This window comes from Chryseobacterium bernardetii (genome assembly GCF_003815975.1).
Classification (GTDB): Bacteria; Bacteroidota; Bacteroidia; order Flavobacteriales; family Weeksellaceae; genus Chryseobacterium; species Chryseobacterium bernardetii.
Genome location: NZ_CP033932.1, coordinates 2,780,210 through 2,796,653 on the forward strand (window position 1 = coordinate 2,780,210; position 16,444 = coordinate 2,796,653).

Here is a 16,444-nt window from a genome sequence, read left to right on the forward strand (position 1 = left end):
ATTTTTAATAACAGTTACAATGCAACAAGGCACAGTAAAATTTTTCAATGAAGCAAAAGGCTTCGGATTTATTTCTCCTACAGATGGGAGTAAAGATATATTTGTACATTCTTCAGGATTAGACACCCGTGTAATCCGTGAAAATGATAAAGTAGTTTTCGATGTACAAAAAGGTGAAAAGGGGTTAAATGCGATCAACGTAAAGTTGGCGTAATGAAACCTCATATGCATCAGGAATAGATAATTTTCAGTATCATATTTTTTATATTTTTTTTACAATGTAAAATCCATAAACCTTTTGGCAGCTGGATATATTGTTTGAAAGGACATTAATGTAAGTTAGATTACTTTTTATTTTCCATGATGTTCATAAACCTCTCGCTTTTGGTGAGAGGTTTTAAAGGATTAAAATGAGACTGTTGAAACTGAGGTAAAAAGATAGGATGATCTTTTATTGCCGATATTGTTAATGCATATATCTTCTCAATAGCCATTCACAAATTATAAAGGGCCGGAAAGGCCGCAAAATACTATGATCGTCATCAATAACTTTAATGAGTATAAGTCTTTCGAAGGTCAAATGATCGGAACTTCAGAATGGCATCTTATAGATCAGGATCAGATCAACCGATTTGCGGATGCCACATTGGATTACCAGTGGATTCATACCGATACGGTAAGAGCAGAAAATGAAGGACCCTTTAAGTCTACGATAGCTCACGGTTATCTGTTGCTATCCCTAATTCCCTATCTATGGAAGCAGATTGCTGATGTGAAAAATGTAAAGATGGAAATCAATTATGGAATAGAAAATTTCAGGTTTGAACAAGCTGTGCCGGTAAATAATGAGGTCAGGCTGCAGGCTACTGTCAAATCAGTGACTAATCTTAAAGGAACCGTAAAAGTAATTGTTCAGGCAAAATTACTGATTAAGAATCAATTAAAGACCGCTTATACAGGAGATGTGATCTTTCTCTATCATTTTTTATGAGGTACATAAAATAAAACCAAATCTGGGCTCAGTCTCAAAAGTTGGGGGGAATGTTAAGTAGTTTTATCTTTGCATCATGTTAAGCGATCACGACCTTCTTAAATTATTACTTCCGGAATTTTTAGTAGAGCACTTTGATATCCTCAAAGCAGAAACTCATGATGCAGAACTTCATATTTATTTTGAAGAAAGAAACAGTATTCCCCATGAATTTAAAGAAAGGAGACTTGAATCCAAGGGCTTTTTACCTGAAATCATTGTAGATGATTATCCATTACGGGGTAAAATCGTAAAGCTCCATGTTAAAAGAAGGAGATGGACAGATAAATCCTCCGGTGAGATCCTTCAGAGAGACTGGCAGCTTGTAGCGAAAGGCACACGGATGACAAAGGATTTGGCAGTCTTCTTAAAAAAAATTAGCAGACACTAAAGCTCTTCCCCTAAAAGTTATAGCAGAATTTTTCGGGATCAAAGGCAAGACCTTCCAGAGGCAATACAAGAATAATCTCAGCGAATATCATAGCTGGGAACAAAAACCGCACGCAGAGGACTGGATCATTTACCCTGAAAATGTCTCAGCCTCCTTATCTTTAGACGAAGTAGCATTATCTGATGGAGAACTTTATACCGTTCTTACCTCCAAAAAAGCAAAAGGGAGAAAAGGAAGTATTGTTGCTATGATAAAAGGTACCCAGAGTGATTTTGTCATCACACATCTTTTGAAGATCAGCAGAAAACTTCGGATGAAGGTAAACGAAATTACATTGGATATGGCGGGTTCCATGAAGCGTATTGCCCAACGCTGCTTTCCTGATGCAGTACAGGTTATTGATCGTTTTCATGTTCAGAAGCTGTCCATAGAGGCCCTTCAGGAGATCAGGATCAGGCATCGCTGGGAAGCCATTGAAATGGAAAACAATCCTTTTAACAGTCACTCAGCTGAAACAGAAGTTTTTGCAAATGGAGATACCCGGAAACAGCTCTTGGTAAGAAGCAGGTATTTACTATATAAAAGCCGTGAGAAATGGACTCTGTCCCAGAAACAAAGAGCTTCGATCCTTTTTACCCAGTATCCTGATCTGGAACAGGCATATGAATTGACTGATGGACTTAGAAAAATTTATAACCAGAATATTTCGAAATCTGTAGCCATGACTAAACTGGCCCATTGGTTTAGAAATGTGGAAGAAGCAGAGTTTAAATCTTTTTCTACCTTAAGAAAAACAATAATGAATCATTATAGAAATATTCTCAACTACTTTGATCAAAGAAGCACCAATGCTGCTGCTGAATCTTTCAATGCGAAAATAAAAAACTTCAGAATGCAGCTCAGAGGAGTAAAAGACAGAACCTTTTTTATCTTCAGATTAGCTAAACTTTTTGCCTAGCCCCCAACTTTTGCGCTTGATCCCAAATCTGTATAATGGATTGAGTAAATAATTCATTTATAAATTTAAAAACCTCTGAAAATCAAATGATTTCAGAGGTTTTTTGTACCCAGGACCGAACTACAATTTATTTTTCGTTAATTTTTCTATTCTTAAACTCTTTATATATCAGTACATTTGGGATATGTGGAATTTTGAAATATAATTTTGTCTGATCTTTCATTCACTTAATTTTAAAATAAACCACCTTTTTAGCCACCCTTTTATTTATTTAATGCAATTTGAATTGTAATGAAAGTAAGTTTTGAATTAAGAAAAGAGAAAATGAATGCAAATGGATTAATACCAATCCAGTTTGTTGTCAGAGCTGAAGGTTCCCGCATCAGAAAAAATATTGGGGCATCGGTTCTTGAAAAATATTGGGACGGATCCAGAGTAAAACCAAACTCTAAAAGAGAGCCAAGTAATAATTACCAGTTTATTAATGACAAATTGCAGAAAGCAGAAGAAAGAATTAATGATATTTTTTTCTTTTTCAGAGCCAATAAATTAGAATTTTCAAAAGAATTGTTTTTAAAAAAGTTTGAAAGTGAGGAAGAAGTGGCAAAAATAACTTTCGATTTTTTCGAGTGTTTTAAAGAATTTGTAGAAGTTGGAAAACTTTCAAAAGCATATAATACAACTAAGGCTCAAAATACAGTCAAGAATTTTCTTCAGGATTTTCAGAAAGATAGAGACTATTTAATCGAATTTGATTCGCTAAACGATCACTTTTTTGAAGAGCTATCCAGATATTGTTTTATTGATAAGGAAATAAAGAATAATTATTTCGCAAAGATCGTTGCTGTCTTAAAAACAATGTTGCGATGGTCTATTAAGAAAGGTTATACAGATAATAGAAACTTTGAAGATTTTAAAGCTTCAGAACATGATATTGATATTATTTATCTGACTTTTGAAGAACTGATGAAACTGTATGAATATGAGTTTAAGACAGACAGATTAAATCATGTGAAAGATTTTTACTGTATGGGTTGCTTTACAGGATTAAGATTTTCTGATCTTTCAAAACTTCACCTGGCGAATATCTCGAATGAACATATCATGTTGTCTTTACAGAAGACCAAAACACAAAACCACGCTATTAAGCTTAATAAATATGCAAAGGCAATTTTAGAGAAATATAAAGGAACAATATACGAACCGTTACCAATTATTTCTTCTCAAAAATTTAATGACTATATCAAAGAATGTTGTGAGCTGGCTGAAATAGATACTTTAACAACAATAAATTGGTTTGTAGGTACAAAGAAAGTTTCAAAGACAGTTCCAAAATATGAACTTATTACAAGTCATACAGCTAGGAAAACATTTATAACCAATTCTCTCCTGCTGGGCATGGAGCCAAAAGCAATCAAGAAAATAGCTAACATTAAAAAAGATGCTGTTTTGGATAAATATATGAAAGTTACTGAAGCGTTTACGGATAATCAAATGGATAAAGCATGGAATTAATAATAAACAATTGGAAGTTATTTTTACTAGTCATAGGATTAATGGGTATTATGCTCCTTATTGGATTTAAGATATTTATTTACAGTATGGATAAACATTTTCATCATGAAATGACATGGGTTTTACAAAAAACCGTATTTAGATCTTATTTAATTCCCATTATGCTTTTATATGCATTTATAATACTTTATATATTTATTTGTTTATCGCTTATTTATGATAATGAATTAAAATATTTAGGATATATATGTTTAGGTATAACAATTTTTTTGTTAGTGAAAATGTATAAGGTGACTAAGAATAATAAATTAAGTATAAAAGAAAATTTTGAATTTCAGAAATATACTACCAAAGTCTCTTATTATAATAATCAATCTCAAGAATATAAAGTAAAATGCTACAATTCAATTATTGACAGAATAAAGAGGATAACTTTTAATACTATTGATAATGATGAATATAACAGAATTCTAATAAATGATTATTTATTAAATATTGAAAATTTAATATCATTTGAATACTTTGATGCTAAACTATATAATTCAATTTCAGACCATACTACAGGGGTACTGTTTTACTCAAAATTTAACAGAAATTTATTAGAAATACTAAGTCGTATTAACAAGATTACAAATGGACTAGAATCTATTGACCGTAATTACAAAGATATAATTTCTATATTTCTAAATATTAAATTGCTAAGGTTTGATGATAATCAAGGGTTACATTATGATATTAATCTTATTGATTTGGAGGTTGAGAGACTTTTAAATACTGAATATGATGATTTAAATGTTGAAAAGGGTTTAGCTGTTGTTAATAATTCGCTAGAAAATATTCAAATGGTACTTGAGAATAATTATCATACTATATCAACAAATAACAATATTTTGGTTATGCTGGAAGAAACAGTTGCTGAAATACAAAAAACAATACAGTCCCCAATTAACTATAAGACTTATAAATTAGGGGAAAAATTTCTGATCAAAGATATTATTACAACTTTAATTAATTCTTTTATAATAACTCAAAAAATAGAACTTCTTCCAGAAAATAGGAAAGATATTGAAAAGTTTGTAAAAGATAGGTTTAGAAATCATTCCAATAAACAACCTGCAAGAATAGCAAAATATATAAATAAGGGATTTTTTATTGAAAATAGAGATGAATTCTATATTGCTATATCAAAATTAATAACAAAATTTGATCTACAGAAAGCGCTACTAGCAAATATTATTTTTGACGAATTTCCGGAGATGGGATATGAAGTTAATACTATTAAAGAAAAGATAAGTAATAATAATTAAAAATTTAAAAATAGATTTTCTATTTTTAAATTTTTAATTTTATTTTATTGATTAATAGTGTGTTATGTGCTAATATAGATATCTTAAAATAGTCGAATGAATTTTTATAAATCTTTGTAATGCAATTAAAGATAGTTGCATTTAACTAAAATTTATAAAAATGTCAGTACAACTTTATTCACATTCTAAGAATGATTTAGAAAAAGCAGTTGAGATTATTCTCAACAAAGCCCAAGGTTTCATTGTACCTTCAAAAAACGAAGAAAACCAACCCGAAGACCTCATATCTCAAACCGAGGCTTCAAAATACCTACATGTTTCTATCCCTACAATCATAGACTGGAGAAAAAATAAGAGTCTTCCTTACTATAATTTCAGTGGACGTTTTTATTATTCTAAAAAAGAGCTTCTGGAATACGGTAGAAGAAATCGTAAATAATCAGACTTGTAATGAACGAATTACACGAGTTGATTAAAAAGCTAGATTCTCTCCCTAATAATACAGCTAGAAAAGTTTTTTTGAATTCCATTCAAAGAGACCCGGAACTGCCAAGACATCATCCTAAGAGATTAGCTTGTAATATTCTGGTTCAGGACAATTTTGTGGAAAAATACTATAGAATAAATTTTAACGAAATGTTGAAGATAATTTTTTCAAAAGTAGTTTCAATATTTCAAAAAGATTAATGGAATTTAAAAAATGGTACATATGATTTCCAATCAAAATAAGAAAATTATTAGGAAAAATTATAACGATATTGAGAAAGCTGAGTTTATAAGGATAAGTAACCAATTTGCCGATGACTTTTTGTTCCAGGATAATAAAGCAACGGATATACCCATAAATGCCTTAAGAATTATTTTCAACATAATCTCGATTCTTAGAAATGATCAGTTTATGCCTGAAAAGCAGGTGAGACAACTTGCTCTTTTTGATGAAGAATTCGAAACTGAAAATAATGTTTTTATCTCAATGAAAATTAGAAATAAAAGGATTTCAGAAAAAAGATCTAGTAAACAAATTGTTGAAGCATATGAATATCTTACAAAGTTCAGAATGGGTTGGTATACTTCAAAGAATATGGCAGGTAAGGATATCAAAACCTTTGGAGGGCTTATCTCTTTACCTACCTATGAAGAAAGAGGATATACATCTTTTTTAATAAGTAGTTTTTGGCTTAAAAAATTGATTGTCTTAACTGAATATAATCATATAATGTATGAATTGGTTTATAAAATAAGAAATAACAAACACGTTTTGTTTGCAATATGGTTATCGAAGATTCCTGAGAACGGTACGACTTTGAAACTTTCAACTTTTAATCAGAAGTTTAATCTTAATTATAAAAATTCAAATGATTTCTGTATTAAGTTTTTGAGGCCAATTAGATTAAACCTCAATAAATTAAATCATTTATCATTCAATTATAAATACGAACATGATGCAATTTCAATTATTCCGTATTTAAATAAGAATATTGAAGAAGGACTCTTAACAGAGAAGGCTAATGATGTTAGGCTTATAAATCGCAGAATAAGATATTTTAGACAGCGGTATTATTTAGAAAATGTTGACTTAACCAGATTCATGTATAGTTATTCCAATATTTTAAAAATAAGGCTTCAGATTGAAGAAGCTTACAAAAGATTTATTAAAGAAAATAGGATTAGAGGAAAAACTTCTACCAATATTAAAGGAATCTATTTTCTTCAGAAATTACAAGAATTTCTTATTGAAGTTTACCGGGAATCAGAAACCGGAAAAAGATATCCGGATGCATATCCAGTCATTATATAGTTTGCGGTATTGCACTCCTGTGTTTGCGGTATTGCGCTCTCTCCAATTGCGGTATTGCACTCTCTGAAGTTAAGAAAATGTTAAAATTTTAGTTTTTACCGTCACGTTTGCGGTATTGCGCTCTTTTCTACATCAAATTTTTAGCTGAAAAGCAGCAATTAGGAAAAATCTTGGTGAATTCACCAATTGTTTGCGGTATTGCGCTCGGACATAATTGATGTTTTTGCGGTATTGCACTCTTGTTTTTGCGGTATTGCGCTCCTGTCAATTGCGGTATTGCACTCCTGTCATTTTAAACTCAAACGACCACCTGCAAAGGGTTTGCAGGAATTACTAAAATATATATTAAAAGTATTTAAAAGTTTTCTTTTTTATTAAAAGGAATTTTTGCTAATCAAAAAAAAATGAAAAATTGTAAACAGATCAATTCTATACGATTGGAAGAAATCCTCTGTTCTCTTGGATGCTTTCCAAATAAAGAAAATGAAAATGAAGCCTGGTATCTAAATCCGTTTGGAAGCGAAACAAAAGCTTCTTTTAAATTAAATAAAAGGAAAAATCAGTGGTATTTATTTTCAGAAGGTGTTGGCGGAAACAACATCGATTTTTTAAAGAAGTATTATAATTATTCAATCAATGAAATTCTATCGTGGGCATCAGAGAAAAGTTTTTCTTCTTTTCATCAGCAGATGGAAAATGAGAAGCCAAATTATAACATTACTGAAGTTGCGGAAATTCAAAATTGGAACCTTAAAAAATATTTATTTGAAAGAGGTCTTACCCAGAGATCCTTCAAATTTTTAAAGGAGATAAAATTTACAATCAATAATAAAAAATTGTATGCTGTTGGATTTGAAAATTTATCCGGAGGATGGGAATTAAGAAATTCATTTTACAAAGGTTCACTTCTAAAAAAAGATATTTCCATAATTAAAAATGATAGCGATAGAATTGTTGTTTTTGAAGGTTTTTTTGATGCGCTTTCTTATATAGAACTTCAGGAAAACCTGAAAGAAGATATCTTGATCTTGAATTCAATTTCGATGTTAAATAAGGCAAAAAGTTATCTCCAAAACTACTCAGAAATTCTTCTTTTTTTAGATAATGATCTAGCCGGAAAGAAGACAAATGATGATCTGATATCTTCATTTCCTAATGCAATAGATTACAGTTTTCTGTATAATGATAATAAAGATTTCAATGAATTTTTGGTGGCTGTTAAGCGTGGATTTATCCAGCTAGATGAAGCTGGGCAGAGCCACTGCTTTATCTAGCCCCTTCGGGGAAAATGCTGCCCGTCAATAAATTACATTTTGAAAGCATTTTGAAACAATATATCGATGATATATAAATCTTTTGAAAAGCTTTATTCATCGAAGTAATTATATATAAATCAATATAATGGAACTCAATAAAAAGCCAAATACTACCATTGCAATTTCACAACAAGATCTAAAACGATTAGAGGGCTTCGTGAAAAAAAAAGGAATTTCAAAAAAAGATTTTATTACCATTTCTCTAGACTTTTTTGAGCGAACCGGTCTTGATCCAAGCAAACATGAATCACCAAAAGCAGAATTGGAAAAAGTACTTAAAAGGATAGACCAGGTAATTGCTTTTATTAAGACACAGGAAAAGGAAACTTTAAGGCCAAGTTTTGAAGCAATTGTATCGAGTGAGGAAAGAATAAAAAATGATCTTTCAAAGATTCTGAAAATAGAGCACTTCAATGACTTTATAAAAGGATTCAATGCCTTTGCGATGGAAACTAAAAATTCTCTGCAGTCAATCAACCATAAGAATTAAGCTTAAGAAGAATGAATATCAAAATTCAAGGTGGAGAAAACGGAAAGTATTCCAATTCCGGAAGTTCAACAAACCTTGTTAATTATCTGGAGCATGAAGATATGGACAGGCTGAAGGATGGGAAAGCAATAGAACATTTTTTCTCTCATGATCAGGATAAAGTTTCTTCGGCTGAAGTAATTAAAGCGATTGACAATAATAAGCAAAAACTGATGAAAGAAGATGCTAAGTTTTTTGTCATAACGGTAAGCCCTTCAGAAAAAGAATTACAGCAGATTGGTAAAACTCCCCAGGAAAGGAGTGATGCTTTAAAAAATTACATCAGAAACGAAGTAATGCAAAAATATGCTGAAAATTTTGGTAAAGGTCTTCAGGCAAAAGATATCATGTACTATGGAAAGGTTCATCATGAGCGAAATATGAAGAATGAAATTGATATGCATGTTCATATAGTAGTAAGTAGAAAGTCCTTGGATAAAAAGATGAAGCTTTCTCCAATGACGAACCATAGAAATACCACGAAAGGGCAGGTAAAAGGAGGTTTTGATCGTAAAAATTTTATTCAGAAATCAGAAGAAGCATTTGATACAAAGTTTGGCTTTCAAAGAAACTATAAACAGAGTTTTGAGTATTGTAATTCAATGAAAAACGGAACACTTCAGGACAGAAGAAATGCTATTGAAAAAGCAATAAAGCAAGAATCATCCAAAAAAATAGAAATTAAAAAAGCCGTCGAACAGACTAAGAAAACTAACCAAGGTTTAAGCCTTTAACTAAAAATAATAATTATGGAAAAAGATCCAATCTTAATGGTAAAATTTATCATTGTCTCAATGGCCTTATTCGCCCTATATATGTTGGGTGTGAAAGTAATCGGCTTTAACTCATTTTTATACGGTATTTCTAAACAAGGATTTACCATGTTATTATCCCCGGATGTGCCGTTTTTATCCAGACTTAAATTTTTAATTACCGGGATTGTATTTGGATATGCAGAACTTTTATATATTCTTGTTCAGTTTTGGGTAGTCAAAACCCTGATCCCACCGCTAAAAGGTATATTCTATTTTTACCGAAAACTTATACTTTATCCATTTGTATTAGGGAAAGAGAAACTTCAGGATATTAAAATTTTCGGAAATTTTACAAAGACAAAATCTCAAACTTTAACTCTTAAGACAACTAAAAGAAAAGTTGAAATTCCTAATCCTTTTCGGGGGATTTTAGTAATCGGGGGACCTGGAGCCGGAAAATCTGAAAGTTTTGCTGTTCCGTTTTTAAGGGAATTGGCTGAAAAACAATTTTCAGGAATCTGTTATGATTTTAAATATCCATCACTGGCAAATGATGTGGAACTTTTTTATTCAGGAACGACTATTAAACATTATGTATTGAACTTTAATGATGTGCTCAAAAGTAATAGATGCAATCCTTTAAACCCTAAATACCTTCCACATTCTGCTTATGCAAGAGAGTATGCTTCTGCCATTACCAAGAATCTGATGAAAGAATCTATAAAAAAAGAAGATTTTTGGTCCAGATCTGCCACTGATCTGCTAACAGCCTGTATATGGTTTTTAAAAAAAGAATATCCGGAGTATTGTGATCTGCCACATACTTTAGCACTCATAGCAACTAATCATACAGATCTGATCGCATTATTATCTTCAAATACCGAAACAAAGGCTATGATTCTTTCATTGGCTACAGCATTAGAAAGCGAAGCAAATTCGCAATTGGCTGGAGTAGTAGGTTCGTTACAGGGAGCTGTAGCACAAATAAATACTCCTGAGTTCATGTATATTTTTGGAGGGGAGGATTTTGATTTGAACATTAACAATCCGGAGAACCCAATAGTTTTAACGGTTGGAAATAATCCATCTATTGCAACAACCCTGGCTCCTTTATGTTCTCTTGTAATTTCAGTGGCGTCGAAGCAATTGAATCAACCAGGCAAGCACCATTCATTTGTTTTATTGGATGAATTTCCAACAGTTTTTATTAATGATATCCAAACGCTTCCAAATACAGGGCGAAGTAATAAAGTTGCCAGTATGTTCTTTTGTCAGGATCTTTCACAGCTTACTGATGGTTATACAAAAGAGAAAGCAGATGTTCTATTTGCGAGCTGTCTTAATCATTTTTACGGGCAGGTCTCCAGTAGCCACACTTCAGATGTTTTAAGTAAGCAATTTGGTAAAACAGATCAATATTTTGAAAGCAATAATACTTCCAGACATTTCCTGAATCCTTTCAAAAAGAACGTTGGAAGAAGTCATTCTGTTCAGGAGAGGGATGTTTTCCGGAATTCAACTTTTATGGAACTTCCGGTGGGGGTGTTTATTGGTAGGGTAGCGGAGAGTACTGAAGCATTTATTCATGAAAAATTTTTACCGGTTAAACGAAAAAAATTGACTTACGATATCGGTAGTAAATTCAAGAATCAACCTGATTTTGTTGTGACAGACTACTATGAAAAAGTAAGGGATGATGTGAACGAAATTATTTCTCTTTTCAAAAGCAATATTGGCAATAATCAAAATGTACAGTCCAGAACCAGGCAGATGGATCCGAATTCAGATAATGGATCTGAAGAATTTAATGGTATCAAAATAATTGAGGAGGAAGAAACTGGTACTTCAGGCATCTACGATGAGAATGAAAGGAATTTTACAAGTTTTTCCGGAAGGAGCTTATAAGTGTAATCTATTAATAATTATAAAACTTTAAATCTATGAATACAGAAAACAAAGAAACAGCAAAAGTTTGCTGCCCGCATTGTTCAAAAGAAATTGATGTGGATCAGATTCTTTATCAAAAAGTTGAACTAAAAACACGCAACGAGTATGATGCAAAATTTAAGGAATTAGAAGATGCAAAATTGAAAATAGCTGAAAACATGCTAAGGAATGAAGCTGATTTGCAAAAAAAGTATGAAAAGCTATACGAAGAAAAGGAATCAGAGTTAAAGAAAAAATTAGAAAATCAAAGTTCAGAAAGTTTTGCAAGTATGCAGAAAGAGCTTGACGATCAGAATGAGAAGCTCAAAGAATATAATTCTCTTAAATCTGAGGTTTTAAAGCTTCAGCGTAAGAATGATAATATGAGAACTGAAATAGAACTGGAGCTGAATGAAAGCCTGAATAGTGAAAGAGAGAAAATTGCAAAAAAAGAGTATGAGAAATTTGAATTAAAATTTTCAGAAAGTCAAAAAATCATAGATGATTTGAGCAAACAACTTTCCGAAGCTCAAAGAAGAGCTGAACAAGGTTCCGTTCAATTACAAGGTGAAGTTCAGGAACTGGCTATTGAAGATTGGTTAAAATCAAATTTTTCCTTAGATCTTATAAATGGAGTTAAAAACGGAAAAAGAGGAGCTGATTGCCTTCAAACAATAAATACTTATACAGCTCAAAATTGTGGAACCATTTATTATGAAAGCAAGAGAACTAAAGAATTCCAGGCAAGTTGGATCAGTAAATTTAAAGATGATATGAGGGAACAAAATGCCAATATTGGGGTTTTAGTGACTGATGTATTGCCAAAAGGATGCGAAAGAATGACACAGATTGATGGGATTTGGGTTTGTACTTATTCTGAGTTTAAATCACTATGCTTTGTTCTGAGACAACAAATAATACAAATATCAGCTGTTTTGAATGCTCAGGAAAATAAGGGAGATAAAATGGTCATGTTGTATGATTATTTAGTAAGCGAAACTTTCAGAAATCATATTGAAACGATCATAACTGCATTTATAGAACTGAAGGAAGAATTAGATGGAGAAAAGCGCTCTATGCAGGGAATATGGAAAAGACGAGAGATAAGGATAGAAAAAGTTTTAACAGGGACGAACTATATGTATAACTCAATCAAGGGAATTGCCGGAAATGTAATAAAACCTATTCAACAATTAGAACTTCCAACTGAAAATTTAAATTAATAATTATGAAAACAACAAACAGCAAGCAGTATGCAATCTATGGAATTTTATTCCTGAATTTAGTAATGGTTATTTTAGTATGTATTGCTATCAAACGTACTACACCAAAGCCAGTTGATACTTTTAAGACAGATTACCCGGAGCTGGATAAAATTCTTTCCGGACAAAAAAATGATTAGCATCAAATGAGAAAAAAAATAAAACAGCTTATCGAAAGCTCTGGCAAAAAAGGTGCAGTCACATACAAAGGGAAAGATAAAAGAAAACAATTTGATGAAAGTGTAACTCATAAAAAATTGCAAGCCTTTATACATTTTGTTGGAGACAAAACAAAAGTAATTTCCCAAATACTATTAAAAAAGTAGTTGCTACATAACTACTAAAAGGAGAAGATCAGATTTGTTTTTCTTTTCCTAATCCTTTCCTAAAATCTAGTCAATTGCCGAAAACCTACTGAAACTTTTGGAGTATACCAAGAGTAGGGAAATTCATGTAGGCTGACAATGACTTACAAATAACAAAACAATATTAACTTTTTTAAATTATTTAAAATGAAAAACAGAATTTATATACTAATAATAAATACGTTATGTTTAATTAGCTTTAATATGCTTTATTGTGGATCTTATGTATTCATCGAAGAAAAGCCTTTGCTAAAAACTGCTTTTACCTGTGGTGGATCAGAAAGTTTTGAAAATATTCCTATAGGTTCCGGTTCTTTTGAAACAAATACTTGGATTAACAATAATATTACCTGGACAGCTTCTGACTCAAGAACTGATCAATCTATTAATGGTAAAGCAATTACTATCCGGAATGGTAATTTAATGAGTTCTACAATTAATGGAGGTATTAAAAGTCTTACTATGACTACACAACTGAAATTTGCTGGAAACTCTGGTGAACTTATGGTAGAAATAAATGATATTCCGGTTGGGACAATACCTTTCAGTTCCATTGCAACTGTGACTACTATTGATAATTTGAATGTAACCGGTGATTTTGTAATTAAAATTTTGAACCCCAATACAGGACAGCGAATTGCAATTGATGATTTATCCTGGACATGTTACTCAAGTTTAGGAGTTAATGAAAGCACTAAGTCAGGTCAGCTTCCAATTTATCCTAATCCAATTAAAAATGGTGAATATCTAAATCTTAATGAAAAGGTAAATGAAATTCTTATTTATAATATTGAAGGAAGACTAATTAAGAAATCAAATTTAAAAAGCAATTCAATATTAATAAATGATCTATTGAAAGGTATGTATTTTCTTAAAACAGAAAATACGACCCATAAATTTATAGTTAATTAATCATGTGAATTGTACATCTTTAAGACAAAAATCCATCTTCAAAATTGTTTGAGATGGATTTTTATAAGTTTCTTTTTAACTTAAAAAGAAAAAACTGTTCAGATTTTAGAAATCCTGCCATTAAACTGTTCAGATTTTATTTACCCTGTTTTTTCGTTGTTAAAAGTAAGCATAATTTTTTAAGAAAATAAATATCAATGGAAAATATAATTTTTTGGCGTTATCAAATTATCAATACAGGAACAAAGGAAGCTCCTTTTTATGGAGTGCATGAAGTTTATTTCAACGAAAAAACTGGAAAAACTATTTCGTGGACAGAAGATCCGGTTGCTTTAGATAATTATGGGAATCCAGAAGAATTAAGAAATGATCTAGAAAAGATTTTATCGGATATTAAAAAACAACCAGTTTTATTTGAATCCGAACTTGAACAGGATCTGGATCTAGAAAAAGATAATATATAAACTTTGTCTAAGGTGCTGTATCAATTACTTAATTAGTCAATACTTAATCTAGTAGTTATCAACAAATCGAATAACTTTAAAACAGATTAAGTATTGACTAATTCAGAATGAACTTCTGTTTTTAATATTTTTGTGATTATCTAGGTAGTACAGTATTTTTTCTATGCAATCATCTAAGTTTTTCTTTACATCCTTACTCCAGAACCTCAAAATATTCCATCCGCTTTCGAGGAGAAAAGTGTTTACTTCTTCATCTCTTTGAATATTTCTCTCAATTTTTTTGTGCCAGAACTCTGTATTTGATTTAATTCTGTGTTTTTCAGTTTCCCAATTTTTACCATGAAAAAACTCACTATCAACAAAAACTGCTAACTTATATTTCTGAAACGTAAGGTCAGGCTTTCCAAATACTTTTTTATTATTCTTTCTATATCGATATCCTAAACTCCATAAAGCTTTTGCCAGGCGAACTTCATCTTTAGTTCCTGTAGCTTTAATTGCTCGCATATTTGTTGAGCGTTGCTCTGGAGTATGGACATCCATAAACTATAAGCTTGTAATTCCGATACGGGATATATGACTGGCGTACCTATGTCCTAACATATCCATAATTTCCTTTTTTAAGACAAATAATTTTTCACCAAATCTTGGATCATTCGGTTTTGCACTAAAAACATAATTAAAATTAATCCATATATGACAGGGGTTTTCCTCATAATAAAAGCTACATCCACCAAGGAGATAACAGTTTTCTGGTTTACTTTTTAAATTTAAATCTTTATCATTTAGGTTTGTAGATAGGGTACCTAAAATATATTTATTGATTCTTGATTTTTTATTAGAAAAGTCACATGCTGCACTTATTTCTATGGCTATTATTTTAGAATTACTTAATATCTCTAATGTTCTCTTTTGAATAGTTGAATTGCTTTGATCTCTAAATGGAATTGTTTTCATCATCCACTTATTTGCATCTTCAATATTAAACGATTTTAATGGTTCAATAGAGTTTTTATCAATTTCAATTAAACTACCTCGGGCATCCTTTTTTTGATCAATAATTTCTTCAATATGATATAAGGAGTTTAATTTATTTTGAATGGAATTATCTGAAATAACTATATTTCTGCAATCGGTAGATGTATGTAATTTTGCTAAAATCTGATCCCAATCTAGTGCAGTTTTGCTATTTATTAGTTCATAATTAATAATAGGTAAAAGACCTTCATAAACTGCTTTTTGTTTGTTTTCTTTTGCATGTTCACAACCTAAAGTTGAAGATGCTATTTTTGATAATACCATATCAAGATTTTCAAAGAAAATACTGCTTTCTCCCCACAATTCATCTTTTGGTATTATTTTAAACAATCTGTTAATAGTTTCTTCTCCTGCTTTACGAGAGTTTTCCTGCAAATCAAATAAAAATTTTATTTTTTCATTAGAATTAATTATTTCTAATATTTTATCTGGTAATGTGTTTATTTTTTCTCCTTCAAATTCAAATTTATCAATGCTATAAATTTGAAGAGGGTTTAGAATATCAATTTTTCTTTCATTCACATATTCTTTAAAAACATCAACTAAACCCTGATTTTTTGTCCAGAAAATTAAAATATAAGGACCATTGTCAGGGGAAATAAATTGAGATATAGCAGTTGATAGATCATTGAAAACCTTAGAGTTGTTTTTTTTTAGTTCTTCCTTATTTTCAGTACCTACAATCTCGGCAAGGTTAGCCAAATTTATGTCGAAGAATGCTATTCTAACATTTTTTAATGCTTCATTATCATAGTCTTGGGTATACAGAAATGTTCTGCATCCTATCCCTGTTTCTAAAAATGCATTTCCTAATCTTTTTAATTCTTGTTCAGAGTCGTCTACAATAATTATTCTATTTTGTTTTTCAATCATGGTTA

The 16,444-nt window shown here is 30.9% G+C and carries 19 protein-coding genes; 17 read left to right on the plus strand and 2 right to left on the minus strand.

The features are described 5' to 3' along the window. Window positions 1-19 precede the first annotated feature (19 nt). The 17 genes from EG339_RS12815 to EG339_RS12890 all read left to right on the plus strand — a co-directional run bounded on the left by EG339_RS12815 (window position 20) and on the right by EG339_RS12890 (window position 14,528). A complete protein-coding gene (locus EG339_RS12815) occupies window positions 20-214 on the plus strand; it encodes a cold-shock protein (protein ID WP_123870386.1) in 195 nt (64 codons plus the stop codon). A gap of 318 nt (window positions 215-532) precedes the next feature. Then, on the plus strand, window positions 533-991 hold the full coding sequence (locus EG339_RS12820) for a MaoC family dehydratase (protein ID WP_123870387.1): 459 nt from the start codon (window positions 533-535) through the stop codon (window positions 989-991). A 76-nt stretch (window positions 992-1,067) separates the two neighbouring features. Then, window positions 1,068-1,421, plus strand: a complete 354-nt coding sequence (locus tag EG339_RS12825) for an ISAon1 family transposase N-terminal region protein (RefSeq protein WP_123869105.1) — start codon at window positions 1,068-1,070, stop codon at window positions 1,419-1,421. A gap of 37 nt (window positions 1,422-1,458) precedes the next feature. Further along, the gene (locus tag EG339_RS12830; RefSeq protein ID WP_228459750.1) at window positions 1,459-2,379 is read left to right on the plus strand and encodes an ISAon1 family transposase; all 921 of its coding nucleotides are present in this window, start codon (window positions 1,459-1,461) and stop codon (window positions 2,377-2,379) included. A 291-nt stretch (window positions 2,380-2,670) separates the two neighbouring features. After that, on the plus strand, window positions 2,671-3,894 hold the full coding sequence (locus EG339_RS12835; RefSeq protein WP_123870388.1) for a site-specific integrase: 1,224 nt from the start codon (window positions 2,671-2,673) through the stop codon (window positions 3,892-3,894). Continuing rightward, window positions 3,885-5,201 (plus strand): hypothetical protein, encoded by a 1,317-nt coding sequence (locus EG339_RS12840; RefSeq protein WP_123870389.1) that lies wholly within the window; start codon window positions 3,885-3,887, stop codon window positions 5,199-5,201. Before EG339_RS12835 ends, EG339_RS12840 begins: the two co-directional genes overlap by 10 nt. Window positions 5,202-5,361: 160 nt before the next feature. Further along, a complete protein-coding gene (locus EG339_RS12845; RefSeq protein WP_123870390.1) occupies window positions 5,362-5,640 on the plus strand; it encodes a helix-turn-helix domain-containing protein in 279 nt (92 codons plus the stop codon). Window positions 5,641-5,910: 270 nt separating this feature from the next. Further along, window positions 5,911-6,999, plus strand: coding sequence for a hypothetical protein (locus EG339_RS12850; protein WP_228459616.1), 1,089 nt, complete (start codon window positions 5,911-5,913; stop codon window positions 6,997-6,999). 437 nt (window positions 7,000-7,436) lie between these two features. Beyond that, the gene (locus tag EG339_RS12855; protein WP_164466438.1) at window positions 7,437-8,273 is read left to right on the plus strand and encodes a toprim domain-containing protein; all 837 of its coding nucleotides are present in this window, start codon (window positions 7,437-7,439) and stop codon (window positions 8,271-8,273) included. 127 nt (window positions 8,274-8,400) lie between these two features. Continuing rightward, a complete protein-coding gene (locus EG339_RS12860) occupies window positions 8,401-8,805 on the plus strand; it encodes a BfmA/BtgA family mobilization protein (protein WP_123870393.1) in 405 nt (134 codons plus the stop codon). Between the two features lie 11 nt (window positions 8,806-8,816). Beyond that, window positions 8,817-9,578, plus strand: a complete 762-nt coding sequence (locus tag EG339_RS12865) for a DUF5712 family protein (protein ID WP_123870394.1) — start codon at window positions 8,817-8,819, stop codon at window positions 9,576-9,578. 15 nt (window positions 9,579-9,593) lie between these two features. Continuing rightward, a complete protein-coding gene (locus EG339_RS12870) occupies window positions 9,594-11,504 on the plus strand; it encodes a type IV secretory system conjugative DNA transfer family protein (RefSeq protein ID WP_123870395.1) in 1,911 nt (636 codons plus the stop codon). A gap of 35 nt (window positions 11,505-11,539) precedes the next feature. Next, a complete protein-coding gene (locus EG339_RS12875) occupies window positions 11,540-12,748 on the plus strand; it encodes a DUF2130 domain-containing protein (RefSeq protein ID WP_123870396.1) in 1,209 nt (402 codons plus the stop codon). 5 nt (window positions 12,749-12,753) lie between these two features. After that, the gene (locus EG339_RS24275) at window positions 12,754-12,927 is read left to right on the plus strand and encodes a hypothetical protein (RefSeq protein ID WP_164466439.1); all 174 of its coding nucleotides are present in this window, start codon (window positions 12,754-12,756) and stop codon (window positions 12,925-12,927) included. Window positions 12,928-12,933: 6 nt separating this feature from the next. Continuing rightward, a complete protein-coding gene (locus tag EG339_RS12880) occupies window positions 12,934-13,113 on the plus strand; it encodes a hypothetical protein (protein WP_123870397.1) in 180 nt (59 codons plus the stop codon). A gap of 186 nt (window positions 13,114-13,299) precedes the next feature. Continuing rightward, window positions 13,300-14,064, plus strand: a complete 765-nt coding sequence (locus EG339_RS12885; RefSeq protein WP_123870398.1) for a T9SS type A sorting domain-containing protein — start codon at window positions 13,300-13,302, stop codon at window positions 14,062-14,064. 197 nt (window positions 14,065-14,261) lie between these two features. Then, window positions 14,262-14,528 carry a hypothetical protein gene (locus EG339_RS12890; protein ID WP_123870399.1) on the plus strand — a complete coding sequence of 89 codons (267 nt, stop codon included), beginning with the start codon at window positions 14,262-14,264 and terminating at the stop codon, window positions 14,526-14,528. 102 nt (window positions 14,529-14,630) lie between these two features. Here the strand turns inward: EG339_RS12890 and EG339_RS12895 are convergent, their stop codons facing one another. Both EG339_RS12895 and EG339_RS12900 read right to left on the minus strand, forming a co-directional pair. Beyond that, complete coding sequence (locus EG339_RS12895; protein WP_123870400.1) at window positions 14,631-15,071, minus strand: very short patch repair endonuclease; 441 nt, start codon at window positions 15,069-15,071, stop codon at window positions 14,631-14,633. Window positions 15,072-15,074: 3 nt separating this feature from the next. Next, window positions 15,075-16,439: a hypothetical protein gene (locus EG339_RS12900; protein WP_123870401.1), complete on the minus strand. Its 1,365-nt coding sequence runs from the start codon at window positions 16,437-16,439 to the stop codon at window positions 15,075-15,077. Window positions 16,440-16,444: the final 5 nt, after the last annotated feature.

Coding starts and splice junctions, on each gene's coding strand:
- EG339_RS12815 (WP_123870386.1), top strand. CDS start 20: ATGCAACAAGGCACAGTAAAATTTTTCAATGAAGCAAAAGGCTTCGGA.
- EG339_RS12820 (WP_123870387.1), top strand. CDS start 533: ATGATCGTCATCAATAACTTTAATGAGTATAAGTCTTTCGAAGGTCAA.
- EG339_RS12825 (WP_123869105.1), top strand. CDS start 1,068: ATGTTAAGCGATCACGACCTTCTTAAATTATTACTTCCGGAATTTTTA.
- EG339_RS12835 (WP_123870388.1), top strand. CDS start 2,671: ATGAAAGTAAGTTTTGAATTAAGAAAAGAGAAAATGAATGCAAATGGA.
- EG339_RS12840 (WP_123870389.1), top strand. CDS start 3,885: ATGGAATTAATAATAAACAATTGGAAGTTATTTTTACTAGTCATAGGA.
- EG339_RS12845 (WP_123870390.1), top strand. CDS start 5,362: ATGTCAGTACAACTTTATTCACATTCTAAGAATGATTTAGAAAAAGCA.
- EG339_RS12850 (WP_228459616.1), top strand. CDS start 5,911: ATGATTTCCAATCAAAATAAGAAAATTATTAGGAAAAATTATAACGAT.
- EG339_RS12860 (WP_123870393.1), top strand. CDS start 8,401: ATGGAACTCAATAAAAAGCCAAATACTACCATTGCAATTTCACAACAA.
- EG339_RS12865 (WP_123870394.1), top strand. CDS start 8,817: ATGAATATCAAAATTCAAGGTGGAGAAAACGGAAAGTATTCCAATTCC.
- EG339_RS12870 (WP_123870395.1), top strand. CDS start 9,594: ATGGAAAAAGATCCAATCTTAATGGTAAAATTTATCATTGTCTCAATG.
- EG339_RS12875 (WP_123870396.1), top strand. CDS start 11,540: ATGAATACAGAAAACAAAGAAACAGCAAAAGTTTGCTGCCCGCATTGT.
- EG339_RS24275 (WP_164466439.1), top strand. CDS start 12,754: ATGAAAACAACAAACAGCAAGCAGTATGCAATCTATGGAATTTTATTC.
- EG339_RS12880 (WP_123870397.1), top strand. CDS start 12,934: ATGAGAAAAAAAATAAAACAGCTTATCGAAAGCTCTGGCAAAAAAGGT.
- EG339_RS12885 (WP_123870398.1), top strand. CDS start 13,300: ATGAAAAACAGAATTTATATACTAATAATAAATACGTTATGTTTAATT.
- EG339_RS12890 (WP_123870399.1), top strand. CDS start 14,262: ATGGAAAATATAATTTTTTGGCGTTATCAAATTATCAATACAGGAACA.
- EG339_RS12895 (WP_123870400.1), bottom strand. CDS start 15,071: ATGGATGTCCATACTCCAGAGCAACGCTCAACAAATATGCGAGCAATT.
- EG339_RS12900 (WP_123870401.1), bottom strand. CDS start 16,439: ATGATTGAAAAACAAAATAGAATAATTATTGTAGACGACTCTGAACAA.